Source organism: Streptomyces sp. Tek67B01, from assembly GCF_055231995.1.
Window position 1 is genome coordinate 591,133 of sequence record NZ_JBUYUY010000001.1, and the last position, 24,647, is coordinate 615,779.

The 24,647-nt window shown below is 72.3% G+C and carries 21 protein-coding genes and 1 pseudogene; 6 read left to right on the forward strand and 16 right to left on the reverse strand.

The window, feature by feature from the left end; genetic code table 11:
- Window positions 1–50: 50 nt before the first annotated feature.
- Window positions 51–1,253 carry an erythromycin esterase family protein gene (locus ACV7NM_RS02885; protein ID WP_463408724.1) on the reverse strand — a complete coding sequence of 401 codons (1,203 nt, stop codon included), beginning with the start codon at window positions 1,251–1,253 and terminating at the stop codon, window positions 51–53.
- 58 nt (window positions 1,254–1,311) lie between these two features.
- On the opposite strand from ACV7NM_RS02885, the gene ACV7NM_RS02890 reads away from it, so the two are divergent.
- Entirely contained in the window at window positions 1,312–2,073 is a 762-nt protein-coding gene (locus ACV7NM_RS02890; protein WP_463408725.1) for a TioE family transcriptional regulator, read from the forward strand.
- Window positions 2,074–2,169: 96 nt separating this feature from the next.
- On the opposite strand, the gene ACV7NM_RS02895 is transcribed toward ACV7NM_RS02890, so the two are convergent.
- The 3 genes from ACV7NM_RS02895 to ACV7NM_RS02905 all read right to left on the reverse strand — a co-directional run bounded on the left by ACV7NM_RS02895 (window position 2,170) and on the right by ACV7NM_RS02905 (window position 6,214).
- Window positions 2,170–3,201, reverse strand: a complete 1,032-nt coding sequence (locus ACV7NM_RS02895) for a hypothetical protein (RefSeq protein ID WP_463408726.1) — start codon at window positions 3,199–3,201, stop codon at window positions 2,170–2,172.
- 166 nt (window positions 3,202–3,367) lie between these two features.
- A complete protein-coding gene (locus ACV7NM_RS02900; protein ID WP_463408727.1) occupies window positions 3,368–4,267 on the reverse strand; it encodes an aminoglycoside phosphotransferase family protein in 900 nt (299 codons plus the stop codon).
- 90 nt (window positions 4,268–4,357) lie between these two features.
- Window positions 4,358–6,214: a serine/threonine-protein kinase gene (locus ACV7NM_RS02905; RefSeq protein WP_463408728.1), complete on the reverse strand. Its 1,857-nt coding sequence runs from the start codon at window positions 6,212–6,214 to the stop codon at window positions 4,358–4,360.
- Window positions 6,215–6,353: 139 nt separating this feature from the next.
- On the opposite strand from ACV7NM_RS02905, the pseudogene ACV7NM_RS02910 reads away from it, so the two are divergent.
- The 3 genes and pseudogenes from ACV7NM_RS02910 to ACV7NM_RS02920 all read left to right on the forward strand — a co-directional run bounded on the left by ACV7NM_RS02910 (window position 6,354) and on the right by ACV7NM_RS02920 (window position 8,927).
- Window positions 6,354–7,381: pseudogene (locus ACV7NM_RS02910) on the forward strand (S66 family peptidase).
- 246 nt (window positions 7,382–7,627) lie between these two features.
- Entirely contained in the window at window positions 7,628–8,296 is a 669-nt protein-coding gene (locus ACV7NM_RS02915; protein ID WP_463408729.1) for a DUF4142 domain-containing protein, read from the forward strand.
- Between the two features lie 4 nt (window positions 8,297–8,300).
- Window positions 8,301–8,927, forward strand: coding sequence for a class F sortase (locus tag ACV7NM_RS02920; protein WP_463408730.1), 627 nt, complete (start codon window positions 8,301–8,303; stop codon window positions 8,925–8,927).
- On the opposite strand, the gene ACV7NM_RS02925 is transcribed toward ACV7NM_RS02920, so the two are convergent.
- The 4 genes from ACV7NM_RS02925 to ACV7NM_RS02940 form a co-directional block, all read right to left on the reverse strand.
- The gene (locus ACV7NM_RS02925) at window positions 8,922–11,219 is read right to left on the reverse strand and encodes a S9 family peptidase (RefSeq protein WP_463408731.1); all 2,298 of its coding nucleotides are present in this window, start codon (window positions 11,217–11,219) and stop codon (window positions 8,922–8,924) included. The genes ACV7NM_RS02920 and ACV7NM_RS02925 overlap by 6 nt on opposite strands.
- A 36-nt stretch (window positions 11,220–11,255) precedes the next feature.
- Complete coding sequence (locus ACV7NM_RS02930; protein WP_463408732.1) at window positions 11,256–13,043, reverse strand: N-acetylglutaminylglutamine amidotransferase; 1,788 nt, start codon at window positions 13,041–13,043, stop codon at window positions 11,256–11,258.
- 209 nt (window positions 13,044–13,252) lie between these two features.
- Complete coding sequence (locus tag ACV7NM_RS02935) at window positions 13,253–13,621, reverse strand: VOC family protein (protein WP_463408733.1); 369 nt, start codon at window positions 13,619–13,621, stop codon at window positions 13,253–13,255.
- A 60-nt stretch (window positions 13,622–13,681) separates the two neighbouring features.
- Entirely contained in the window at window positions 13,682–14,332 is a 651-nt protein-coding gene (locus tag ACV7NM_RS02940) for an HAD family hydrolase (protein ID WP_463408734.1), read from the reverse strand.
- 228 nt (window positions 14,333–14,560) lie between these two features.
- On the opposite strand from ACV7NM_RS02940, the gene ACV7NM_RS02945 reads away from it, so the two are divergent.
- Both ACV7NM_RS02945 and ACV7NM_RS02950 read left to right on the forward strand, forming a co-directional pair.
- A complete protein-coding gene (locus tag ACV7NM_RS02945) occupies window positions 14,561–15,475 on the forward strand; it encodes an SAM-dependent methyltransferase (protein ID WP_463408735.1) in 915 nt (304 codons plus the stop codon).
- Complete coding sequence (locus ACV7NM_RS02950) at window positions 15,472–16,569, forward strand: terpene synthase family protein (RefSeq protein ID WP_463408736.1); 1,098 nt, start codon at window positions 15,472–15,474, stop codon at window positions 16,567–16,569. Before ACV7NM_RS02945 ends, ACV7NM_RS02950 begins: the two co-directional genes overlap by 4 nt.
- 92 nt (window positions 16,570–16,661) lie before the next feature.
- Here the strand turns inward: ACV7NM_RS02950 and ACV7NM_RS02955 are convergent, their stop codons facing one another.
- The 8 genes from ACV7NM_RS02955 to proP form a co-directional block, all read right to left on the reverse strand.
- Entirely contained in the window at window positions 16,662–18,053 is a 1,392-nt protein-coding gene (locus tag ACV7NM_RS02955; RefSeq protein WP_463408737.1) for a cytochrome P450, read from the reverse strand.
- Window positions 18,050–18,670: a GTP-binding protein gene (locus tag ACV7NM_RS02960; protein ID WP_136215486.1), complete on the reverse strand. Its 621-nt coding sequence runs from the start codon at window positions 18,668–18,670 to the stop codon at window positions 18,050–18,052. The genes ACV7NM_RS02955 and ACV7NM_RS02960 overlap by 4 nt, the downstream gene beginning before the upstream one ends.
- Complete coding sequence (locus tag ACV7NM_RS02965) at window positions 18,651–19,010, reverse strand: DUF742 domain-containing protein (protein ID WP_463408738.1); 360 nt, start codon at window positions 19,008–19,010, stop codon at window positions 18,651–18,653. Before ACV7NM_RS02965 ends, ACV7NM_RS02960 begins: the two co-directional genes overlap by 20 nt.
- The gene (locus tag ACV7NM_RS02970) at window positions 19,007–19,411 is read right to left on the reverse strand and encodes a roadblock/LC7 domain-containing protein (protein WP_206308822.1); all 405 of its coding nucleotides are present in this window, start codon (window positions 19,409–19,411) and stop codon (window positions 19,007–19,009) included. The genes ACV7NM_RS02965 and ACV7NM_RS02970 overlap by 4 nt, the downstream gene beginning before the upstream one ends.
- 6 nt (window positions 19,412–19,417) lie before the next feature.
- Entirely contained in the window at window positions 19,418–20,950 is a 1,533-nt protein-coding gene (locus ACV7NM_RS02975) for a sensor histidine kinase (RefSeq protein ID WP_463408739.1), read from the reverse strand.
- A gap of 357 nt (window positions 20,951–21,307) precedes the next feature.
- The gene (locus ACV7NM_RS02980; protein ID WP_463408740.1) at window positions 21,308–22,489 is read right to left on the reverse strand and encodes a spore photoproduct lyase family protein; all 1,182 of its coding nucleotides are present in this window, start codon (window positions 22,487–22,489) and stop codon (window positions 21,308–21,310) included.
- A gap of 79 nt (window positions 22,490–22,568) precedes the next feature.
- Window positions 22,569–23,063 carry an MSMEG_6728 family protein gene (locus tag ACV7NM_RS02985; RefSeq protein ID WP_463408741.1) on the reverse strand — a complete coding sequence of 165 codons (495 nt, stop codon included), beginning with the start codon at window positions 23,061–23,063 and terminating at the stop codon, window positions 22,569–22,571.
- 57 nt (window positions 23,064–23,120) lie between these two features.
- Window positions 23,121–24,647, reverse strand: coding sequence for a glycine betaine/L-proline transporter ProP (proP, locus tag ACV7NM_RS02990; RefSeq protein WP_463413813.1), 1,527 nt, complete (start codon window positions 24,645–24,647; stop codon window positions 23,121–23,123).

Sequence of the window (24,647 nt, forward strand, 5' to 3'; positions counted from 1 at the left end):
GCGTATGCCCGCGTCACCCACGGGGCAAGCAGGCGGCTCGTCGTCCGGCGCTACCGCTGTGGGACGTCCTTGACGAACACGATCCCGTCGCAGCCGGGCAGGTGGGCCGGGTCGAACGAGGCGTAGCCGAACCAAGGGGACACCCGGTGTCCGGGCGTGGTGTCGCCGAGGGCGGTGGCCAACCGGCGGGTGTCTATGACGCAGCGGTCTTGCGGGAGCGCGTGGAGGAGCCCTTCGACGGTGTCGGGCGGCGGTGTGCCCACCCCCCGGTGCCGGATCGTGCCGAGGGCCGTTGCCACGAAGGCGTACTCCTCACCGAGCCGGGCGCTCACGAGCGCACCGGCGCTCCACCACTCCAGCTTCGTTCCGCCCATCCGCATCGCGCTCTTCTCCCGCTGGAGATGGGCGTTGTGGGCGTGGACGAGCACCGGGCCCCGTTCGGCGAGGGCGAGGAGGTTGTCGGCCATCATCAGGTCCCGCAGGCCCACCAGTCGGCTCATGCGGGCCGGTGAGGCGTCGGCCATCCAGTGGTGGTAGCGCAGCAGGCCGACGGCGGTACGCCCGTGCAAGCGCGCCCGCTCCAGCTCCTCCGGGGAGGTCGCCTCGATCAGGTGCGGTGTCAGCGCGTCGATCAGCGCCACCAGATCGTCGGCGAGCAGCCGCAGCTGCCCGGCCTCGACCGACTGCCCCACGGACCGGGCCGGGTCCGTCATCGCGGCGGGATCGGTCCACCGTTCGTCGGCGCCGAGCAGGCTGTCGCGGGATTTGGCGGTGCGGGGCAGCAGTTCCGGGTCCACCCGGGCCGCAAGGTAGTCGTGGAGTGCCGTGAGGGCCTGCCGGGGGCTCTCGGCGCCGGTGATCTCCAGTGGGCCGTCGAAACCGGCGAAGCGGAGCCGCTCGGACGCGGGCCGGCCGTCGTTGTGGGCGCGCATCCAGCGTACGAGTTCGCGGTTGGCCGCGGAGGCGCCCCAGCCGTGGCTGAATCCCCGCTCCATGACCTCGTCCAGAGTGCCCGTGCCCGAGGTGACGTAGTCGTCCACGATCAGGCCCCGCAGGCAGTCGCTCTCGATCGCGATCGTCCCGTAGCCCTCCTGCTCGACGAGTTGCCGGAAGAGTTCGTTGCGCAGTTCGAGCAGAGCGTCCTCGCCGTGCGTGGGTTCGCCGAGAGCGAGCAACCGCGGCCGGTTCGCGAACGGCTTCATGACGGCGGCGGCATCGACGGTGCGGGCGGTGTCCTTCAGATCGGTGGCCATGCCTTCAACGGTATCGTTGAACCTTCGTTTGAAACTTTGCCGGGATTTCCTCTGCTCCATGGGAAGAAACCTTCAAAGGGGTGGTCACCTGAGGCCGATCGATCTGGCGCGCGGGCACGGTCTGTCCACCCAGGCGGTCAGGAACTACGAGGAGGCCGGCATCCTCCCGGCCGCCGGCCGCACACCTCACGGCTACCGCACCTACACGCCGCTGCACGCGCGGGCCCTCGCCGCGTTCCTCGCGCTGGCCCCCGGGCACGGTCACCGGACGGCGGCGTCGATCATGCGGGCCGTGAACCGGGACGCGGTCGACGAGGCGTTCCGCCTCATCGACGAGAGCCACGCCCGCCTCATGGAGGACCGCCGGACGCTCCACGCCGTGGAGAGCGCCCTGCGCGACCTCACGGCCGGCGCGGCGTCCGGACCCCACGCGACGCTCCCCGGGCCCGGCGCCGCCGGTGGGCCTCGCGGCCCCCGCGGCACGTTCATCGGGCCGCTGGCCGAGGAACTGGGTATCCGGCCCGCGACGCTGCGGGCGTGGGAGCGCGCCGAACTGGTGCGGCCCCGACGCGACCCGCTCACCGGATACCGCGTCTACGACGAGGCCGACGTACGGGACGCCAGGCTGGCCCACCAGCTCAGACGGGGCGGCTATCTGCTGGAGCAGATCGCCCCGCTGATCACCCAGGTGCGGGCGGCCGGTGGGCTCAAGCCGCTGGAGGCCGCGCTGCGGGACTGGCACGGCCGGCTGTCCGCCCGCGGGCGGGCGATGCTGACCGGGGCCGCGGAGTTGGAGGCGTACCTCCGCGAGCGCGGATGACGCCGGTCGACGGATGCCCGGGGTGATGTCCCGCCGCCGGGCTCGCCCCGGCCGGCCGACGGGGCATCAGGTCGACGGGTGTCAGATCGACAGGTGTCAGGTCGACGCGGAACCCTCGCTCTCCTCGCCGGCCTGCGTCGTCTCGAAACCCTTCAGCGCGTCCTTCAGCGCGGCGAGGGTCTCCTCCGCCAGATCGCGCAGGAAGGCGGGGCACACCCAGGCGTCCAGGGGCTCGTCCTCGCCGGCCGTCCCGTCGGCCTCGTCCTCGTCGTCCCACCCGTAATCCTCGGCCATCTCGGCGCGGCCGCCGGGGCTGCGCAGCAGGTAGCCGACGCGGGAGGCGTGATCCGGATCACCGGTGTCGGGGTGCTCGTCCGAGTCGTGGGCGCACGGACCGTCAGGCAGCGACGCGACGGCTTCCTCCACGCCCTTGATCATGGCGTCCGGTACCGAGCGGTCGGTGATCCTCTCCGATGCCGCGTACCAACACGTCGCGTTCATCGTCACGAGGAAGCCGGCCGCCACCCCGCGGGTCGGCCGGGACGGAAGGCAACCGGCCTCGTCCGTCAGCACGTCGTGGGGGTCGTCATAGGGGTAGTCGTTCACTATGCCGGAAAGGACTTTGATGCAACTGCGGTGGTACTTGGGGGCTCCCGCGGGTATGCGCCGGACGGTGAACGGGGCGATCACGTCCTGGGCCAGGCGCGCCCAGCCAGCGACGTTGCCCGGGCACAGCACCCGCTCGGTGTCGATGTCGGCGGGGTTCGGGGGCAGTTCGCCGAGCAGCCCCGTATCACCGGCCGAGATCTCGTCCTCCAGCGCGTCCATCTCGCTCTCGTACGGGTGACGGTCGTGCGAACAGGGTCGCTCCCCCAGTGCCTTCGTCGCGGCGCGCAAGGCGTCGAGGGCGGCGCGCTCGACGGTCGGCCCGGGGCGCCACGCGAGGTAGCCCGACATCGCCACGAGGCCGCCCACCCACAGGTGTGCCTGTTCCCCGCCCGGGTCCGCGAGGAGCCTGCGCGAGCACTCCAGGACGAGAGGGTCCGCTTCGGCCGCCGGGGACGTGTCGTGGATCTTTCGACAGGCGTCGGCGAGCCGGTCGACGGGGAGGCCGGTGATTTCGATCATGGACGGTACGACGGCCCGGGCCCTCGTTCGGTTCCCGGCACCGCCGCGATCGCCGCCGCGCCGACCGGCGCCGCCGGGAGCGGCTTCGGCGCGGCCGCAGGCGCCGCCCCCATCACGCGAACTCCTGCCCCGCGGCCGTCCGCCCGGCACGTGTGGTCCGGTCGCCTCAGACTTCGTCCAGGATCGCCCGGATCACGTGCCGGGCGTTGCGGGCCATGGCGGGATTGGTTTCCCGGTAGTGGGGCAGCGCGATGAGCGCCTGTGAGAGCGTCCGCCCGCGGCCCCGCGTCCAGGTCGCGTCGTCCACGGCCAGCGCCTCGCGGAAGGTCTTTCTGGCCTCGGGCGGCAGCAGGTTCCACGCGGGGAACAGATCGCAGGCCGGATCTCCCGTCCCCGCGCACCCGAAGTCGATCACCGCGGCCAGCCTGCCGTCTTCTACCAACAGGTTGCCCGGCATGAGATCGGCGTGCAGCCATACCGGCGGCCCATCCCACAAGGGGGCGCCCAGCGCCTCCTCCCATACGGCGGTGACGGCGTCGCAGTCGACACCCTCCTGCGCCATCCCGCGCAGTTCCCCGATCGCTGCCAGGGTCTCCGCCTCGAGCGTGGCGAGCGGGCCGCCCCGGTGCGCCTTCGGCCCGCCCGGCAGCCTGATGGCCCGCATCGCCGTCACGAACGCCGCCAGATCCTCGGCGAGCGACACCGGCTCGTCCAAAGCCCCCTCTTCGGGATGCCGCCCGGCCAGCCACCGGTACACCGACCACGGCCACGGGTACCCCTGCGCCGGTTCCCCGACCCCGAGCACCTCCGGGATGCGCGTGGGCAGGTGGGGCGCGAGGCGGGGCAGCCACTCCCGCTCCATCACCACGTCCTCGACCCCGCCCCGCAGCAACGGCAGCCGCACGACCATGTCGTCACCCAGCCGGTACATGGCATTGACCGTGCCACCGGACGGCCGTCTCTCCACCGGCAGCGCCGCCCACCCGGGGAACCGTCCGGCGATCAACCGTCGGACGAGGCCGTCGTCGATGGGGTACGTACCGGGATGGATCTGCCCCGCGCTCATGGCCGTCATCCGACCACCGGCCGGCGACGGGCGTCAAACGGCTTTGTGTCCTGGGGACTTCGGCGGCGGCGGCTTGCGGACAGGGGTGTTCTAGCTTTGCGTCCAGCGTTGCGACGCCTCTCCGGCGCACGTGGAGGTGACCAGGCCGCTGCTCATGCCCAGGTCGAGGCAGCCGCCGCCGTAATCGCTGCGGAGGCTGCCGCCGGAGCCCGTACGCCACAGGCGCGAGACGCCCTGGGCGCAGTCGCCGACGAAGACGGCCTGGCCGAGCCCGTTGGAGTAGAGGCACTGGCCGCTCTGCTGGTTGACGAGTTTGAAGCTGCCGTCCGAGGCGCTCTTGACGGTCCAACGGGCCGTCGCGTCCGAGCAGTCGCCGCTGTCGGAGGATCCGTAGACCTGGGTGATGCACCTGCCGTTGTCGCCGTTGCGGTAGCGGTGGGTGCCGGAGGCGGGGGGTGGGGCGGCAGGGGAGGTCGCGCCACCGGCGCCGCCGCCCGGGTTGCCCGCGCCGCCGCCCGGGGTTCCCGCGCCGTTCTGCGGGCCGGTGCCTGACCCTGTGCCCGACCCGGGGCCCGGGCCGGGTCCGGCGCCCGTGCCGGGAGCCGTGCCTCCCGCCACACCGGTCTGGGTTCCGCCCGCCCCGCCCTGCCCCGTGCCGGCGGCGCCCCCTTGCGCCGCGCCCTGGGCGGCGGAGGCCCCGGGGGACGCCGTACCCGGCGGGCTGCCGGCCGGCGCCGAGGACGGTGGTGCGGCCGACACCGGCGCCGCCGGCGCCGAGCCGGGCGGCCCCGCCTTCTCATCGGCCTGGGCCCGGGCCTGGGGCGTCGACGCGAAGGGCAGGTGCTGGATGACGAGTGTCGTGCCGCCCGCGACCAAGACGATCGGGACGACGGCGAGCAGGACACGGGTACGGCGACGCCGGTCCGCTCGCTCCGTAGGGGGCACGGGCGTGGGGGCGGGTTCGGCTTCCTTCCCCTGTTCCGGGCCCGGCTTCCCGCCGGCGAGCGGAAGCGTCGGTACGTCGATCTCCTGCACTTCCTTGGCGAAGGCCGCACGCTCGGACAGCCGCTCGGTGATGGCCGCGGGCCACAACGGATCGGTGAACGGGCCCTGTCGCGAAGCGCGTTCGAGGAGTTCGGCAGCGGTGGGACGGCCCTCGGGGTCCTTGTCGAGGCAGGCGGCGACCACCTCGGCGAGATCCGGTTCGAGTTCGCGCAGCGGCTCCAGATCGGGTTCCTCGTGCACGATGCGGTACAGCACGCCGTGCCCCGATTCGTCGCCGAAGGGCGGCCGGCCGCACGCCGCGTAGGCGAGTACCGAGCCCAGCGCGAAAACGTCGGTGGCGCCGCTCAACCGCTTCTTTCCGGAGGCCTGTTCGGGTGCCATGTACGCGGGGGTGCCCACGACCATGCCGGTCCTGGTCAGCTGACTCTGTTCGGCGGCTCGGGCGACACCGAAGTCGATCAGGGTGAGACCGTCGAGGGTCAGCATGACGTTGGACGGCTTGATGTCACGGTGCACCATGTCCAGCGCGTGCACCGACGCCAGGCCCGCCGCCGCCTCCCGCAGCAACAGCCACAGGGCGTGCGCGGACAGCGGACCGCCGTGGATCTCGATGGCCTCCCGCAGGGTGATGCCGGGGATGTACGCGGTGGCGAACCACGGGGGCCGCGCGCCGCGATCGCTGTCGATCAGCGGCGCGGTGGCCCGCGCCGGGAGCCGGGAGAGGTTGTCCAACTCGTGGCCGAAGCGGCGTACGAAGTCCTCGTCCTCGCCGACGACCGAGGCAAGCAGTTGCTTGACGGCCACGTACCGACCCTCGTGGACGCCGAGGTACACCCGCCCCATCCCGCCGGCCCCGAGCCGTCCCGCCAACGCGATCGACCCGATCCGCGGCGGGTCCTCCGCCTCCAACGGCCCGGCCCCGCTCCCCCTCAGCTGTAACACGTCAGCCCCGCTCGAATTGGAGTCAGTTTCCAGGAATCTACCCGATGGGGCCGACCGTGGGTTTCCGGGTGGCTGCGCACCGGGGACCGTGCACAAACCTCTTGCGCGAAAGCGGTGTTGACGTGCCAGGATCAGGCCCATGACCGTTCGATATCCGCGTCCCTTGCGCCCCGGCGACCGTGTCGCAATCACCTCTCCTTCCAGCGGGGTCGACGACGCCCTCGGCGAGCGCCTGCGCGTGGCCGTCCGCGTGGTGGAGGCACGCGGGTTCGAGGTGGTCCTCGGAGAGTGCATGGACGGCTCGGGGCACGTCAGCGCCTCCGCCGCCGCCCGCGCGGACGAGCTCATGTCGATGCTGACCGATCCCGACATCAGGGCGGTCGTACCCCCGTGGGGCGGGGAGTTGGCGATCGACCTGCTGCCGCTGTTGGACTGGGACCTCCTGCGCGACACCGAACCCACCTGGGTGGTCGGGTTCTCCGACCTGTCCACCATCATCACCCCGCTGACCCTCCTCACCGGGGTGGCGACCGTCCACGGCAACAACCTCATGGACACCCCCTACCGCGTGCCCGACGGGCTGCTCTCCTGGCTCGACATCGTCGAGGCCCCGCGAGGTCACCGGTTCACCCAGGAACCGCCGGGCCGGTACAGGTCGACGGGCTGGGACGACTACGCCACCGAGCCCGAGGTCCGCGCCCTCGCACTCGACGCCACCGGGACCTGGACACGGTTGGACGCAAACGGCGACGTGGACGTCGTGGGCCGGTTGATCGGGGGCTGCGTCGAGACGCTGTGCAACCTCACCGGGACCGGCTACTTCGACGTGTCCGCATTCGCCCGAGCCGAGGCCTCGGACGGGCTGCTGGTGTACGTGGAGGCCGGCGGGGACGACGCCTTCACCATCTGCCGCAACCTGCACGGCATGCGGCTGTCCGGTGTCTTCGACGCGGCGAACGCGGTGCTCGTGGGACGGACTTCGGCACCGGACTCCCCGTCGCTTTCCCAGCACGAAGCCGTGCTGGACGCGCTCGGCGCGTTGAAGTGCCGATCATCGCCGATGTGGAATGCGGACACGTCCCGCCCTACATGCCGGTGGTCAACGGCGCCCACGGACGCCTGGTGCACACGTCGGCGCGGAGCGCGCTCACCCAGACCCTGGTCTGACGCCCCGGCCCCGCCCTGGGGCCCAGTCGATGGGTAATGGTCGCCAGGGCATTTCGCCCTTCGCAGTCCGGTGAGCGCGCGGCCCTGGGCGGTGGACGGGGCGGACCGGCCGTTGCGGTGAACTTGGCCAAGGCGGCGTGGGGACGGCGTGTCCGTGCGGAAGGAATGGTTCTCGGGTGCTATACGGCGCCCGTTCCATGCCTGCCGGTGCGTCGTCGCGCCGGAGCGCGTAGAGGGAGTACCACCATGTCGAACCGACTCGTGGCCACGGCCACCCTCATAGCCGCCGCGAGTGTCCTGTGGGTGCCCGCGGTCGCGGCCGCCGCCGATCAGGACACCGCCTTCGTCAAGACGGCGCACCAGGGCAACCTCGCGGAGATCGCCGCCGGCAACGACGCGCAGAAACACGCGACGACGGCGTGTGTGAAGGCCGTGGGCGCCGTGCTGGTCCGCGACCACGGCAAACTCGACGCGGATCTGAAGACCTTGGCCGGCAAGCTGAACGTCGAGCTGCCGCCGTCCCCCACCGCCGAACAGCAGAAGGACCTCGCCACCGTGCAGGCCAAGGCCGGCACCGCCGCCTACGACACCGGTTGGCTCGCCGACCAGGACGCGGCGCACACCAAGACCCTGGCATTGATCGACAAGGAGGTCTCCTCGGGCGGCAACACCGACGCGGTGGCCGCCGCCCGCGCGGCCCGCCCGGTGGTGGCCGCGCACCTGGAGATGGTCCGCGGGGGCACCTGCCACCACGACAAGGAAGCCTCGATGATCGGCGCCGGCGACGGCGGGCAGTTCGCCACCCGGGGGAACGACCTCAACGCGATCGGCGCGGTGGGTCTCACCGGGGGGATCCTGGTGACGGCCGGCGTCACCGTGTGGCTGGCCCGCCGCCGCCCCACCGGATTCCGCTGAGTCCGTGCGCCCTCGTCAGGTCATCGTCGCGGGCGCGGTGATGACCTGCGGTTTCGTTCTGGCGGCCGGCTGCGTCCCGCCGGCCGCTCCGCACCGGGTGGGCGATTCGGGCGCCCTGCCCGTCGCCGCGAACACCGCCTCGAACGCCTCCTCGCGCGCCGCGACCGATGTGCGCACGCCCCGGCCTTCGCCGCCTCGGTCCGTCCGGGGCGCGCACGGCTTCGCGGCCGAGGTGGTGCCCGTGGCCGCCCGACCGGACGGCAGCATGGACCTCCCCCGCCAGGGCTCGCTGGGCGGATGGTGGGCGCTGGGCGCCGCACCCGGCGCCGCGCAGGGCACCGTGCTGATCGCGGGTCACGTCGACACCCGCGAGGGGCTCGGCGCCTTCGCCGCCCTGCACTCCCTCGCCCTGGGCAGCCGGATCGACGTCACCGGTACGGGCGGACGCCTCTACCGCTACCGCCTCGTCGCCCGTCGGACCTATCCCCGGACGCGGTTGCCCGCCGACCTGTTCACCCCCCGGGGCGCCCACCGGCTCGTGCTGGTCACCTGCACCGGTGCCTATGACCACGACGCCGGTCGCTACGCCGACAACCTCGTCCTGTACGGCGTACCCGATCGCTCCTCATGAGCCCGGCCGGGCCGACCCCGCCTCGCCGCCGAGGTACTGCTCCAGCCAGTCCGCCGCCGCCCGCCGGTAGAGACGGCGATTGTCCGCGCGGAGGAACTCGTGCCCCTCGTTGCGCAGGGTCAGCAGTTCGGCCGGCACCCCCCGGTCGCGCGCGGCGCGGACGAACTGCTCCGATTCCGTCGGGGGCACGTTCGTGTCGTGTTCGCCGTGGACGGCCAGCACGGGCGCGCGCAGCCGGTCGATGCGGCTCATCGGGGAAAGGGTGCGCAGGAGGTCCCGGTCCCGCTCGGGGTGGCCGTACTTCGCCGCGGCCGACTGGGCGATCCACGGCTCGGTACCGGCGAAGAAGGTGGCGAAGTCGGACATGCCGCAGACGGCGACGCCGGTGCGGAAGAGCTCGGGGTGCCAGACGAGGGAGGCCATGGTGAGGTAGCCGCCGTAGGAGCGGCCCATCACCGCCAGCCGCAGCGGGTCGGCGTAGCCGCGGGCGACCGCGTGGGCGGCGCAGTCCGCGACGTCGTCGATGGCCGCGAACCGGCCCGCGCCGAGGTCGGCGTCGACGAAGGACCGTCCCCAGCCGGAGGAGCCCCGGACGTCGGGCGCGAACACGTCCATGCCCCGGCCGAGGAGTTCGTGGTAGAGCGGGCTGAACACAGGCCGCTCCTGCTCTTCGGGGCCGCCGTGGAGGTGGATCACGCATGGCGCGGGGCGGCCCGGGTCACGTTCCGGAGCACGGTAGTACCAGCCGCCGAGCATCAGTCCGTCCCGGGCCCGGCAGCGCAGGGGCACCGGGCTGACGGGGGGCCGTCCTGGTGGCGCGGCCTCCTCGTCGCGCGCCGTCCAGCCGGTGCGCAGTGGGGCGAAGCCACCCGTCAGGTCCCAGATGCCGGGCCTGCGCCGGGAGCCGGACAGGGCGGCGAACAGCCCGCCGCGGCCTACGGGGGCCATGCGGGTCACCACCTCGTGCGGCAACGTGGACCGGTGGTTCGGTCCCACGCCGTCGTCCGAGTCCGACGGCGGGAGGGCGACGCTCTCCAGTTCGCTCGCGCCGTGCACGTTCCAGGCGAGCAGGGCCCACCCGCCGTGGTCGGGAAGGCTCAACAGGTCCAGCGCCGTATCCCGCCGCTCTGCGGCCACCGACAGGTCGCGAAGCACACCGCCCTCGTCCAGCCGGGCCCTGAGGAGTGCGGCGAACTCGCGGTCGGCGTCGCTGCGCAGCCACACGGCGCGCGAGTCGGCCGAGAGCCTGCCGATCCAGGGGTCGCCGTCGGCGACGTGCAACCGGAAGGTGGTGCGTCCGGAGGCCCTGTCGAGCAGGAGGGCCTCGCGGCGTCCGCGCGGCCCGCGCCGCAGCAGTACGAACCGGCCGTCCGCACCGATGTCACAGACGCGCAAGGAGGCGGCGCCCGCCTCGCTGAACAGCAGGACGGGCGCTTGGGCGCCGTCCGGGTCGAGGAGGTACGAGGCCAGTCCCCCGCTCGGGGCCGCTCCCCCGTCGGCCGCCGCCGGCGATCCCGTGGCCAGGCGGGGAAGGCCCGTCGCGTACGGGGCCGGCGCGGCCGGGGGCGCCGGCCCGAGCAGGGTCGCGCGGCCGTCGCGTTCGGTCCAGGTCGCCCCGGTCGGTCCCTCGGGGACGGCCGGGCCGGCGTCCTGGGGGAGGTGGCCCGCGCCGGTGTGGGCGCCCGGGGCGTCGGACGGCTGGGCGACGGTGACGGCCAGCGCCGCCCCGTCCCGGGTCCAGCAGCCCAGGTGGGCCGAGGCGCCGGGTTCGGCGCCCGCGAGGACCCGACGGCCGGTCCCGTCGGGGCGCACCACCAGCACGCGTGTGTGCTCGCCGCCTCCGGGCGCGGAGGTGTAGGCGATCCAGCGGCCGTCGGGCGACCAGGACACCTCGGTCACCGGGTCCGGGTCGGCGTCCAGGATGTGCGCCTCGTCGCCGTGGGCCGGACCGCTCCACAACTGCGGCACGCCGGCGCGGTCGCAGATGTACGCGACGTGGTCGCCGCCGGGATCCGTCGAGGGGTACCAGCAGCCGTGGGCGGTGAGCAGCGTCGGCGGGTCGGCCGCGCCCGTCTCGGCCAGGTGGACGGTGGCGGGGGCCTGCGCGGGAGCCTGGAGCGGGCCCCGCACGGGGGCCGGTCCGGCCCCCGCGGGTCGGGCGTCGACGCCCGCCTCCCCTGCCGCAGTGGCGGCGGGGGTTTCGGGCGCCGGGCCCGGTTCGGGTGCCGAACCCGGCGCCCAGGCGTCGGCGGGTCGGGAACGGTACTGACGTGGGGAGCGATCCAGGGGCATGTCCGCCTCTTCGAGGGCTTCCGGGGCTGTCACCGTTCAGTGTGTGGCGATGCCGTGGGTCTGCAACCAGATCTCCAGCGACGCCACCTGCCACAGGGTGCTGGCACCCCGCTTGGTGCGGTGGCGGGCCGGTTCCGCGAGCATCTCCGCCACGCGGCGCCGGTCGAAAAGACCACGCCGCCGCGCTTCGGGGGCGGTCAGCGCCTCGCGTACGCGGCTGAGCACCGGCTCGGCCATGTGCCTGACCGCCGGTACGGGAAAGTATCCCTTGGGGCGGTCGACGACCTCGCGCGGCAGGACGCGCCGGCCGATGTCCTTGAGGACTCCCTTGCCGTCCTGCGCGAGCTTGAGTTCGGGAGGGCAGGCCGCGGCCAGTTCGACCAGCTCGTGGTCCAGGAACGGCACCCGCGCCTCCAAGCCCCAGGCCATCGTCATGTTGTCGACCCGCTTCACCGGGTCGTCGGGCATGAGCGCGTGCACGTCCAGGCGCAGCGCGGCGTCGAGCGTGCTCTGGGCGCCGGGGTCCGCCATGTGAGCGCGGACGTAGTCCAGGGAGGCGTCGTGAGCGGGCGCCACGTCCGGATGCAAAAGGGCGGCCACGTCGTCGTGCGGGCGGTCGAAGTAGACGTCCGCGTACGCGTTCGGCGCGTCGGGACGGGCGGCCGCGGCGATCGGCGGATACCAGTTGTAACCGGCGAACACCTCGTCGGCGCCCTGGCCGCACAGCACCACCTTCACATCCTTCGCGACCTGCTCCGCCAGCAAGTGGAACGCGACGGCGTCGTGGCTGACCATCGGCTCGTTCATGGCGCCGATGGCCGTCTCCAGCGCGGCCGGGAGCCGGTCGGAGGGGATCATGTACTGGTGGTGGTCGGTCGAGAACCGGCGTGCGACCAGGTCCGAGTAGTGGAACTCGTCGCCTTCCTGCCCGTTCTCCGACTCGAAGCCCATCGCGAAGGTCGCCAGGTCGTCGTGGCCCTCCTCGGCGAGCAGGGCCACGATGAGGCTGGAGTCCAGTCCTCCGGAGAGCAGGACGCCCACGGGTACGTCGGCCACCGTGCGGCGGCGCACCGCCGTGCGCAGGGCGTCGTGGACGGCTTCGCGCCAGCGCACCGGGTCGCTGCCGAGTTCGGGGCGGCGGGTGTAGGAGGGCTGCCAGTAGCAGTGGTCGCGGTGGGTGCCGTCCCGCTCGACCACGCGGACGGTGGCGGGCGGGAGCTTGCGTACGCCGGCCAGCACGGTCCGGGGCGCCGGTACCGTGCCGTGCCAGCTCAGGTACTGGTGGAGGGCCACCGGGTCGAACGAGGTGTCCACGCCGCCGCCCGCCAGCAGGGCGGGCAGGGTCGAGGCGAAGCGGAGGCGCTCGCCGTCCTGGGTGAGGTAGAGCGGCTTGATGCCGAGCCGGTCACGACCCAGCACCACGCGGCCGGTGTGGTGCTCCACCACCGCGAAGGCGAACATTCCGGTCAAGTGTTCGACACACTCGTGTCCCCACTGACCGTAGGCCTTGAGGAGCACTTCCGTGTCCGAGTCCGAGAAGAAGCGGTGCCCCAGGCCTTCGAGCCGTCCGCGCAGCTCGCGATAGTTGTAGACGCAGCCGTTGAAGGCGGCCGTGAGGCCCAGCTGCGGGTCGGTCATCGGCTGGGCGCCGCTCTCCGAAAGGTCGATGATCTTCAACCGGCGGTGGCCGAGGGCGACAGGGCCCTGCGACCAGGCGCCTCTGCCGTCAGGACCGCGGTCTTCCATCTCGTCGGTCATGCGTTCGACCGCGGCGAGGTCCGCCCGCCCGCCGTCGAAGCGCACTTCCCCGCTCAGGCCACACATGAGGCACCCCCCACTCGACTCGCACCTCGGGGCCGCCGCGTCAGAGCGGCCGCCCGTTCGCCCGGGGTCCAGGCCACCTCCACCATGTACGTTCACTCCCGTTGCCCTGCCGGTCCGCGCCACGCGACGCGCACCGAACAGGCGATCGACGTACCAGGCGCCTGCCCATCCGCGCGGCGCTTAAGCCCGGGTTCGATCTCCGGCCGCCATCAGGCCGTGGTCAGGCAGAACGGGTGCCCGGCCGGGTCCAGCAGGACCCGCCACCTGCTCTCGTCCGGCTGGTGCGCGGGCTTGGTCGCACCCCACCGCAGCAGCAGGACCTCCGCCTCCTCCAGGTCCTCGACCTCGAAGTCGAGGTGGATCTGCTGGGGCACCGTCCGGTCGGGCCAACGGGGAGCCACGTAGCCGTCGACCCTCTGGAATCCGAGGAAGAGGCCATCCCCGCGGGTGAGGCCGGCGAAGTCCGCGTCGGACTTCCCGTGCGGTTCGAATCCGGTGGCCCGGTGGTAGAACGCGGCGAGCGCCACGGGGTCCGCGCAGTCCAGGGTGACGGCGGTCAATTTCATCTTCAGCGGCATGGCGCCCCTTCCGGCGTCGGGCATCTGGCATCTGGCATCTGGCATCTGGCATCTGGCCGGCTACGGTGCGGCGATCAGCCCGGGGAGCTCGCGCATGTCGTGGAAGACCACGGTGCCGTCGCCTTCGAGGCGCTCCGCCGGGGTCATGCCGCCCGCGTAACCGAAGGCCCGCATCCCGGCGGCGCGGGCGGCCTGGACACCGGGGCGACTGTCCTCCACGACCGCGCAGGCGGCCGGTTCCACGCCCATTCGTCGGGCGGCGTACAGGAACAGGTCGGGCGCGGGCTTGCCGCGGGAGACCTCGGCGGCGCTGAAGATACGACCTTCGAAGCGCGCGTGGAGTCCGGTGCGGCCGAGGGTGTGGCGCATCTTGTCGTGGGAGCCGCTGGAGGCGACGCACGTGGGCAGGGCCAGCGCGTCGAGCGCTTCGGGCAGACCCTCGACGGGGGTGAGCCCGGCGTCCACGGCTTCGCGGTGGAGCCGCTCGAACCGTTCCGACCAGGTCGCGGCCGTCTCCCGGCCGAGCCGTGCGGCGATCTGTTCGCCGATGTCGGCGTGTGAGCGTCCGACGAAGCGGTCGATGACCTCCTCCCGGGTGAGCGGCCAGCCCAGCTCCGCGCCGAGCGCGACCTGGACCCGTACGGCGATGCGTTCGGTGTCCACCAGCACACCGTCGCAGTCGAATATCACCAGTTCCACCGGCTTGATCATCCCGGCAGCATAGGCGCCGGCCGCCCCGCCCGGTGAGGCGCGGGCGGCGTCGGGACGCTCCGGTCCCCGGCTACGCACATCGGCTGATCTGTACTGCCGAGTGGGCTGACGGGAGGCCCACGAGGTGCCACGATGATCCGTGCTTCAACAGTGTGCCGGTCGGGACGCGGTGAGAGCGGCGCCAGCGTGCCCGGGGACCGGCCCCAGCTACGAAAGGGCGAGCGTCCCATGCGCGTTACACCCCTCGTATCCTCATTAGGCACCGACCGGGACTCGTCCGCGGACGACCAGGTGCGGCTCTACTACAGCGGCAAGACGCAGGACATCATCCAGAAGTACGGTCCGGGACCCCGCGTGCACTTCCATGTGGGGCTGTTCCCGGACGATTCCCCACCCCATACCACTGTCGCGCAGGGTGTGTTGAAGCAGCACCTGCTCGACGCGCAGGAACGGATAGTCGAGCACGCGGCCCGTTCCTGGGGGGCGTACGAGGCTCCCCCTCGGCGGGTCCTGGACATCGGCTGCGGACTAGGCGGCACCTCCCTCTACTGGGCCCAGGAGCACGGCGCTTCGGTCACCGGGCTCACCGTCGCGGCCGAACACCTCCCGATCATCAGGCGGTTCGCCCGTCAGGCGGGCGTCGCGGACCGGGTGCGTCCGGTCGTGGCCGATGTGCACGAGCTGCGCGACTCCCGCGCGTACGACGCCGCCTACGCCAACGAGAGCAGCGGGTACACCGACCGGGCGCGACTCTTCGAGGTCGTCGCCGAGGCGCTCGAACCGGGAGGGTGGTTCGGCATCCAGGAGCATTTCGTGTGTCGCGCCGAGTGGCTCGATTTCATCGACGGCTACTACAGAACACGGCTGGGAACACGCGCCGAGTACCTGGCGGCGGCCGAGGCGGCCGGCTTCGAGCTGGTGCGGGACGAGGAGGTGACCGACTCCGTGGCGGAGTTCTGGGTGCAGTCCATGGCCTGGAACACCGCCGAACTCGACCGGTTGCGGGCGGGCGGCGAGCCCGGCGCCTGGAGCGGCGAACGGCTCCAGCAGTCGACGATCGCGCACAGCAAACTCTTCCGGTTGTGGCGTGACCACGCGATGGAGACGCGGTTGCTGTGCTTCCGGAAGCGGGGCGGCCGATGACGGCGCCACCGCGTCCCTCACGCCTCGGTCCGGAACTTCCCGCTTTCTACTGCCCCTTGGAGCGCGACCTCGTCCATCCCGAGGCGAAACAGGTGGAGGAGCGGGCGGTCGAGTGGGTGGACTCCTTCGGCCTGTACCCCGATGCGGTCGAGCGCGCGTGGGGTCTGGCCACGCACAGCGCGGACTTCACCTGCCGCATCGTCCCCGAGGGGAAGGTGGAGGCCCTGCTGCTGTTCGCCGAGTGGAACTACTGGGCCAACGCCGTCGACGACTGGCAGGACTCGGGCTCCGATGAGGTGGGTACGGGCGCCGTCGTCGAACACGGTGTACGACTGCTGCGGACCATCGAGAACCCGGGAGCGTCCCTGCTGCCCGACGGCCCCATGACCCGCGCGCTGGTGGACCTGGTGAGCCGCACCCACGCCATGCTCAGCCCCTTCGAGCTGCACAGGTTCACCGAAGGGACCCGGGACTGGCTGCTCGGGGCGGTCTGGAGGGCGGCGCGGGCCGAGGAGGGGGCCATGCCTGGGTTGAACGACTTCGCCGCCTTGGGACCGCTGGCGAACGGCACGCGCTTCTCGCTCACCTGGTCCGACGTCGCACGCGAGGACCGGTTGCCGGCCGAGGTGCTGTACTCGCCCGCCCTCACCGCGCTCACCGACGCGGCCGGCTTCGTCGTCAGCGCGGACAACGACCTGTTCTCCTACGACAAGGACGACCACCTGGAGCCGCCGGAGGTGAATCTCGTCAACGTCGTCGCCCACCGGGAAGGCTGCTCCCCCGCCGAGGCGGTCCCGCTCGCCGTGGCCCTGCGTGACCGGGTGATGGTCCTCTTCACCACGCTACGGGCGCGGCTCGCGGACGGGGCCGATCCCCGACTGCGCCGTCACCTGGCGGCGTTGGGCCACTACGTGGCCGGCTGCATCGCGTGGCAGAGCCGGGCGCCCCGGTACGCGAGTCCGCGCAACCGGTACGCCCTACCGCTGACGGAAGCCGGTCTCGCGGTCCGGTACGCCGACGGGCCGAGCGTTCCGGGCCGCGAGGCACCGGATCTGCCGGCGCTCGCCTCCTGGTGGCAGTGGGTGCGCGACTGAGCGACAACGCACCCGGCGGACCCCGCGCCGGGCGACACCGAGGGGCCCCGGCCGTGCGGCCGGGGCCCCTCGGGCGCGGATCGGCGCCGGGCTCAGCGGCGGCCGAACAGCCGGCGCCACCAACCGCCGCCGCGCCGGTGGCCGGCGGCGGGGGCCGCCGTCGGCTGTGGCGGGATCGGGGTGTGCGGAGGGTGCTCGGAGGCCCGCTCCGTGTGGGGTGCGGCGTTCTCGACGGAGCGCGGGGTGAACCGTACCGGCAGTCCCAACAGGTGGCGCGACATCAGGGTGCCGCGCCACTGGAGTTCGTCCGCACCGATCGCCAGTTGGAGGTCGGGCAGCCGGTCCAGCAGGACCTCGATGCCGGTGTCCGCGATGGCGCGGCCGATGTCCTGGCCGGGGCACTCGTGCGGTCCGCTGCTGAACGCCAGGTGGGAGCGGTTGCCGTGGACCGAGACGTTCGGATCGGGCCGGATCTGCGGGTCGGCGTTCCCCGCGGCGAGGCCGAGCAGCAGCATGTCACCGGCCTTCACCTGCTGACCGCCCAACAGGGTGTCCCCGGTCGCCCAGCGGCCGATGATCGTGTTGATCGGCGGGTCGTCCCACAGGACCTGTTCCAGGGCGTCGGGCAGCGTCATGTGCCCTCCGGACAGGCTCGCCCGGAAGCGCGGGTCGGTCAGGACGGTCCGCAGCGTGTTGGCGATCAGGTTGGCGGTGGTCTCGTACGCCGCGATCAGTACCACGCGCAGGTGCATCAGCACTTCGGTGTCGCTGAGGTCCGCCGGGTGCTCGATGAGCCAGGAGGCGAGGTCGTGCGCGGGCTTGACCTTGCGCTCCATGACCAGTTGCTCCAGCGTGAGCGTGACGTAGCGGTCGCTCTGGAGGGCCGTCTCGGTCCCCTGGAGCATGTCGCGCGCCGCCTTCACCAGCCGGGGCCCGTGTTCGTCCGGGGCTCCTACGAGCTGGGTCATCACCAGCATGGGGAGCTGGTCGGAGAAGGAGGCGACCAGGTCGGCGTAGCCGTCGCCAGCGATCCGGTCGACGAGCTGGTTGGCGAAGCGGGTGACGTAACGGCGGATGCCGCGCTTGTCGAAGCGCTCCAGGGAGTCCACGACGGTTCCCCGCAGCCGCTCGTGGACCGGCCCGTCGGTGAAGTTGCACACCGGCACCCAGGTGACCATGGGGCCGAGCGGGGTGTCGGCCGGTACCCGGCCCTCCCTCATGTCGCGCCAGCCCCGGGGATCGCGGGCGAACCGCGAAGGGGTGCGCGCCACGTCCAGGTTCTCCCGGTGGCCGAGCACCAGCCAGGCCGGAAGGTCTCCGCTGACCAGCACGGGCGCCACGGACCCGTACTCGGCCCGCAGCTTCTCGTACAGCCCCAACGGGTCGGCTTCGGCCTCCGGCCCGTGGAGGCGGTGGAGGGCGCCGCCCCCGGCTGCCGCCGCGTGGGCGGGGCACTGGGGCGGAGGGGTGGGTCCGGTACTCACATTGCCTCCTGGGTCGCTGCCTGGGAGTGCAGGTAGCGCATGAGGGTCAGCAGGACGTCGCGGGACGAGTCCCGCCGCCTGGCGTCGCAGACGAGGATCGGGACGGCGTTGGGCAGGTCGAGGGCTTGACGCAGCTCCTCCAGCGGGTGCTCGGGGGCGTCGGGGAAGGAGTTGACGGCCACGACGAAGGGGACGCCCCGTTCCTCCAGACGGCCGATGACGTCGAAGCTGGTCTCCAGCCGACGGGTGTCGAGGAGGACGACCGCTCCGAGTGCGCCCTCGAAGAGACCGCGCCAAAGGAACCAGAAGCGCTCCTGCCCTGGGGTTCCGAACAGGTACAGCACGAGTTCGTCGTTGATGCTGATGCGGCCGAAGTCCATGGCCACGGTGGTGGTGGTCTTGCGCGCCACCCCCCGGGTGTCGTCGACGCCGATACCCGCCTTGGTCATGGTCTCCTCGGTCGTCAGCGGCCTGATCTCGCTGACCGCGCCGACCATCGTCGTCTTGCCCACGCCGAAACCGCCGACGATGACGATCTTGACGGCGGCCGCCGCCGTCTGGGGGAGTATGTCCGCGGGGAGCGGCCCGCGGGGCGGGTCAGAGCTTTTGAAGTCCATTGATCACTGCCTCGATCAGAGCAAGGTCGGGTAGCTGGGCGGCGGGAACGGGCGGGCGGACGCGTACGCGCCGAGCGGCCATCAAGTCCCCGACCAGCACGGTGACGGCGCTCACGGGCAGACCGGCGTACGCGGCGATCTCGGCCACCGACAGCGGCGCCTGGCACATCCGCAAGATGGCCGCCTGCTCGGGCTGCATCTCGGGCATGGCGGGCGCTTTGGCGACGACCAGGGTCACGAGGTCCAGGTCGACGGCGGTGGAAGGTCCGCTCCGTCCGCCGGTGATGACGTAGAGCCGTTCGGGACTGTTGTCCTCCCAGCTCGCGGGTGGCTCACTCACGCGGGCTGCCCGTCATGTCGGGGCGGGCTGCTGAGGTGGTCCCCCATCCGGGTCACCAGGTTGCGCATCTGGGCGCCCATCAGCCCCGCGTCGACTCCCTCGTCGGCGAGCACCGCCAGGTAGGAGCCGTCGCCGGCGGCCATCAGGTAGAAGAACCCGCCGTCCATCTCGATCACGACCAGTCGCATTCTGCCCTCGGAGCGGGGCAGTTCGGAGGCGACCGCCCCGGCGAGGCTCTGCAGGCCGGCGCAGGCTGCCGCCAGACGGTCCGCCGTGTCGGTCTCGGCCCCGTACTGCGCCACGCAGAGCCCGTCCGCGGACAGCACGATCACGTGCCGTGTCTGCGGCACGCCGGCGGCCAGGTCCTTGAGCATCCAGTCCATACCGCTTCGCTGAGTCATCACTGTTCATGCCCCTTTGGTCGCTGAGCCGGACGCGTCCTGGGCGCCCTCGGCGTCTTGGCCGGACGCGCCGGACAGTCCACTGTGGAACGCCTCCAGCCACATGCCGGGGCCGGGATCCTCCGCCGACTGCGGCTCCGCCGCCGGCTGGGCGTCGGGGAGGGTGGCGCGGTCCTTGCGGCGTCGCTGCGGCAGGCCCGTCGCCGTACGTCCGGTGGCGGGGCCGGGGGCGGCGACCGCCGGCCTCGGCACGGGGGCCGGTGTCGACCGGGGCGCGGAGAATCCGGCGGACGAGCGGTCGACGGGGTGTTCGCGGGGTGCGGCGGGCACGGCCCTGGGACCCGAGGAGGAACCGATGCCGTGGGCGAGGCCGGTCGCCGCGGACGCCGTGGTGATGAGGTGCTGCGGGACGATGACCACCGCGCGGACGCCGCCGTACGCGGAGGAGCGCAGCGACACCTGGAAGCCGTACGCCTGCGCCAGACGGCCGACCACCGCCAGGCCCAGCCTCGGCGTCTCGCCCAGGTCGTTGAGGTCGATGCCGGACTGCGCCTGCGCGAGCATCCTCTCGGCCCGCCTGCGGGCCTCGTCGCTCATGCTGAGGCCGCCGTCCTCGATCTCCACCGCGATGCCCGACTGCACCTCGGCGGCCGTGAGGTGGACCCGGGTGTGCGGCGGCGAGTACCGGGTGGCGTTGTCCAGCAACTCCGCCAGGGTGTGGATCAGGGGCTCCACGATGGGGCCGACGACGGCGACCTCGGACACCGAGTGGAGCTCCACCCGCTGGTAGTCGATGATCCGGGACATGGCGCCGCGCAGCACGCTGTACAGGGGGACGGCCCTGCTCCACTGGCGACCGGGGCGCGCGCCGCCGAGAACGGAGATCGAGTCGGCGAGCCGGCCGATCAGGGCGGTTCCGTGGTCCAGGCGCAGGAGGTCGCCGAACACGTCCGGGTCGCGGCCGTGGCGGTCCTCCATCTCGCGCATTTCCTGGGCCTGTTGATGGACGATCGCCTGTACGCGACGGGCGATGTTCACGAAGGCCCGCTGCGCCGAGTCGCGCAGGTTCTCCTCGTTGTCGACCGCGTCGATGGCCTGGGCCAGCACGGATTGCAGGGCGGCTCTGAAACGCGGTGTCAGGGCGGTGTCGTTGCCCCAGCGGTTGCCCTGTCCGCCGCGGCCGCCCAGGGAGTTGAGCACCTCTTCGGGCAACTCGCCCTTGCGCAACCGCTCGATGGCCTCGCTGAGCACCACATCGGACAGGCGCACCGCTTCGGTTTCCTGTCGGGACAGGGCGTGCCGCAGGGCCGCGACCTGGGAGCGGCGGGCGGAGAGAGAGCGGCCGCGCCGGAGCGCCTCGGCGACGGCCACGGCGGTGCACGCGGCGCCCAAGGCGGCGCACAGGGCGCGGACCGGTTCCGGGGAGGGCACGAGCCCCCCGACGAGGCACAGGGCGGCCACGGCCGCGATCGCGGGCATCATCCGGCTCGTTCCCGCTTCGGGGCGGGCGGCTTCGGGTGGAATGTCTTTTTGCGCCATCGGCGTCCTCGAACCATCGAAAGTGGGGATCTCATGACCGGTGGGCGGGAGCATAACTACGCCCAACTTCCCGCATGGGTACTTTCGTTGGAGTTCATCGGACCGGAGGACCCAATACGCGCCATCTCCGGGGCCGGATTGCGGCGCCGCCCGTGGCGCGTTCGTTGTGCACGGCGTCAAAGGGGGAGGTGGAAGGCTTTCCCCCATACAAACAGGCGGGGCAATTCGAACTTGCATTCCGCTCTATTTCGGCCGCATTCCGTTGTTCGGATGTGGTACCGCGCACCGAATTGCGCTATGGACCCGACGGGGCGCCCGCACCGGTGACGGCGGGGCGGGGCGCCCGGCGGGAGTGGTTCAGAAGGCGTATCGCACGCGCAGCCACGGCGCGCGGGTCGCGATCATCCGGCGCATCGCCTCGACGGCGGACGCCTTGACCCCGCCCCGGTAACGCACGTTCCAGCTGCCGTTCTCCGACCGTTTGGGCTGCTGGAGGTCCTCGCGCCACAGCAGGTCCTCGGCGCGGGGGTGCCAGCCGAGGTTGACCTCGTGCAGATCCCGGTTGTGGGTGAGCAGGATGATCTCCGCTGCGGCCTGGTCCTTGACCCGGCGCGGCAGTACGTCGTCCATGGCGCGCAGCAGATCGCCCCAGTCCTCCTCCCACCCCGGGCGGAGCACCACCGGGGAGAGGTTGAAGTGGACCTCGTACCCCGCGTCCAGGAAATCCGCCGCCGCCGCGAAACGCTCGGGGACCGGGGTGGTCCTGATGTCGAGGAGACGGGAGTCGTCAGGCGGCATCAGCGAGAAACGGATTCGGGTACGGCCGCGCGGGTCGAGCCGCAGCAGGTCCGGATTGACGAACCTGGTGGCGAAGGACGCCTTGGCGGTGGGCCACCGGCGGAACGCACGCACCAGGTCGGCGGTGTTGTCGCTGATCAGGTCGTCCACCGAACAGTCGCCGTTCTCCCCGATGTCGTACACCCACGCGTGCTCGTCGCACTGGTCGGGTTCCGGTTTGGGACCGGCGGCCGCGATGTGCCGTCCCAGGCTGCCCAGGACGCGGTCGACGTTGGTGAAGACGGTGATCGGGTTGGCGAATCCCTTGCGGCGCGGGACGTAGCAGTAGGCGCAGGCCATGGCGCAGCCGTTGGAGAGGCCGGGGGCGATCCAGTCCGCGGACCGGCCGTTGGGCCGGATGCCGAAGGACTTGCGCTCGCCCAGGACCAGCACCTCCCGTTTGACCCGCACCCACCGCTCGACGTTTCCCTCGTTGCCGTGCAGGTGCGGAATGCGCCAGTGGGAGTCCGTCTCGACGAGGCGGGCGCCCGGGAACCGGGCGATGATCTGCCGCCCCCGCAAGGAGTCGGCCGCGGCGGGCTCGGCGTGGATCTCCGCGACCTGGAGCAGGTTGCGCGCCCGCGGCCCGTCACGGAAGGGTCTGCGACCGGTGTCCTCGGCCGGTGCGGCGGCCGCCGCGAGGTCGTCCATGGTGAACAGGCCTTCGGCGCCGTCCGGCGGTTCCTCAGGACGCTGACGCATGGCCACTCCGGGAGCAGGCACGGGGCTGGTTCGCGGCGGGCGGGGTGAGAGGGGCGCGGGGCCGCCGTCGGCCGATGGATCACGTACTCCCAGTGTACGGAGGCGGGCCGCCGTCCCGGTCGGACGGCGGCCATACGTAGGGAAGGTCGTCTGGCACGCCCGGGAAGCGGCGGTCGTAGAGCTCCGGGGCCTTGCGCAGCAACGCGGACTGGTGGCTCCGGTGGAAGGCGGGGTCGCCCAGCCAGGGCGGCAGCTCGCCGTCCGCCGCGAGCCGGCGCTGTTCCCGCGGGGCGGCTCCGGGACGCCAGGCGAGGTAGCCGCCCAGCAGCGTGGCCGCACACGTGTCGGAGCGCCCTTCGGCGGTCCAGACCCCGCAGACGTCCAGGCCGTAGCGCACCAGGGCCTCCTCGTACCCGGCCCACATCCGTACCGCCGGGTGGTGGCGCCAGCCGTATCCGGGCACCGTGAGGCCCCGGAAGACCTGGAGGGCCTCGACGCGCTGTTTGCCCAGGCGCCTGGGGTCCAGCACGGTCGCCGAATCGAAGAATCCCGGGTAGGGGAGGAATGTCTGCATGGGGTGGATCTACCCCTTACCGCCGGGGTTCCCCGGCGCCCCGCGTCACCGGGCGTGTCATCCGTCGCGGTCGTGGGGGCCCCGGTGGGCCCACGGGTGCCGCAGCCGGATCCAGACGTCCCTGGCCTGCCGCCCGGCCGCCGAGCGGCTTCCGGCCACCAGCCGGTCCGCCTCGTGCGGTGTCTCGACCATGGGGCCGGAGCCCCGCAACGGTTTGCCGGCGGTCTCGTGAAGGAAGAGCGTCGAGACGAAGCCGACGACGCCGGCGACCATGAGGTAGTACGCCGGGACCATGGTGTTGCCGGTCGTCTCCACGAGCGCCGAGGCGACCAGCGGCGTGGTCCCGCCGAACAGCGAGACGGAGATGTTGAAGGCCAGGGACAACGCCCCGTACCGCAGTCGGGTGGGGAACAGGGCGGGCAACGTGGCCGCGGCCGTTCCGGCGAAGCAGACCAGCAGCAAGCCGAGCACGGCGCAGCCGACGGCGGGGAGCACGATCCCGCCCTGGCGGATGAGCAGGAACGCCGGAGCGGAGAGCGCCACCAGGGCGACGCTGCCGACGAGGAACACCGGACGTCGGCCCCAGCGGTCCGAGGAGTGGCCGACCGTGGTGATGGTCAGGACCACCAGCAGCATGGTCGCGAGGACGAGGAGCTGCGCGGTGGTGTCGCTCTGGCCGAGGGTGACGGTCATGTAGGTCGGCAGGTACGAGGTCACCATGTAGTTGGTGACGTTGTAGAGCAGGACCAGTCCCATGCAGATGAGCACGGCCTGCCAGTGCTGGGTGAAGATCTCCTTGAGGCGTCCCTTGCCGGACTCGCGGGCGGCCTCGACGGGGTCCTCGCCGTCCTCGCTCTCCGCGCGCTCCGACGCGGCGTAGGCCGCCTCCTTCTTGAAGGCGGGGGTCTCCTCCAGTTTCATGCGCATGTAGAGCCCGATCAGGCCCAGCGGACCCGCCAGGTAGAAGGGGATGCGCCAGCCCCAGTCCTCCAGGCCCCGGGTGCCCAGGACCAGGGTCAACACGGTGACCAGGCCCGAGCCCAAGGCGTAGCCGACGAAGGTGCCGAAGTCGAGCCAACTGCCGAGGAACCCGCGCCGGCGGTCGGGGGCGTATTCGGCGATGTAGGTGGTGGCGCCCGCGTACTCGCCGCCCGTCGAGAAACCCTGTACCAGACGGCAGACCAGGAGCAGGAGCGGCGCGGCGACGCCGATGGACTGGTACGTCGGCAGGAAACCGACGGCGAAGGTGCTGGCCGCCATCATGATCATCGTGGCGGCCAGCACCTTCTGCCGCCCCACACGGTCGCCGAGCGGCCCGAAGACCAAACCGCCCAGGGGTCGGACCAAGAACGCCGCGGCGAAGGTGGCGAAGGCGGAGACCACCTGCACCCCGGGGGAGCTGTCGGGGAAGAAGACCTTGCCCATCGTTCCCGCCAGGTAGGCGTACACGCCGAAGTCGAACCACTCCATCGTGTTGCCCAGCGCCGCGGCGGTCACGGCGCGGCGGACCTGCGGCCGATCGGAGACGGTCACGTCCTCGCTGCGCAGCGACGTCTTGCGGCGCCGCAGGAGCGTGCGCAGCAT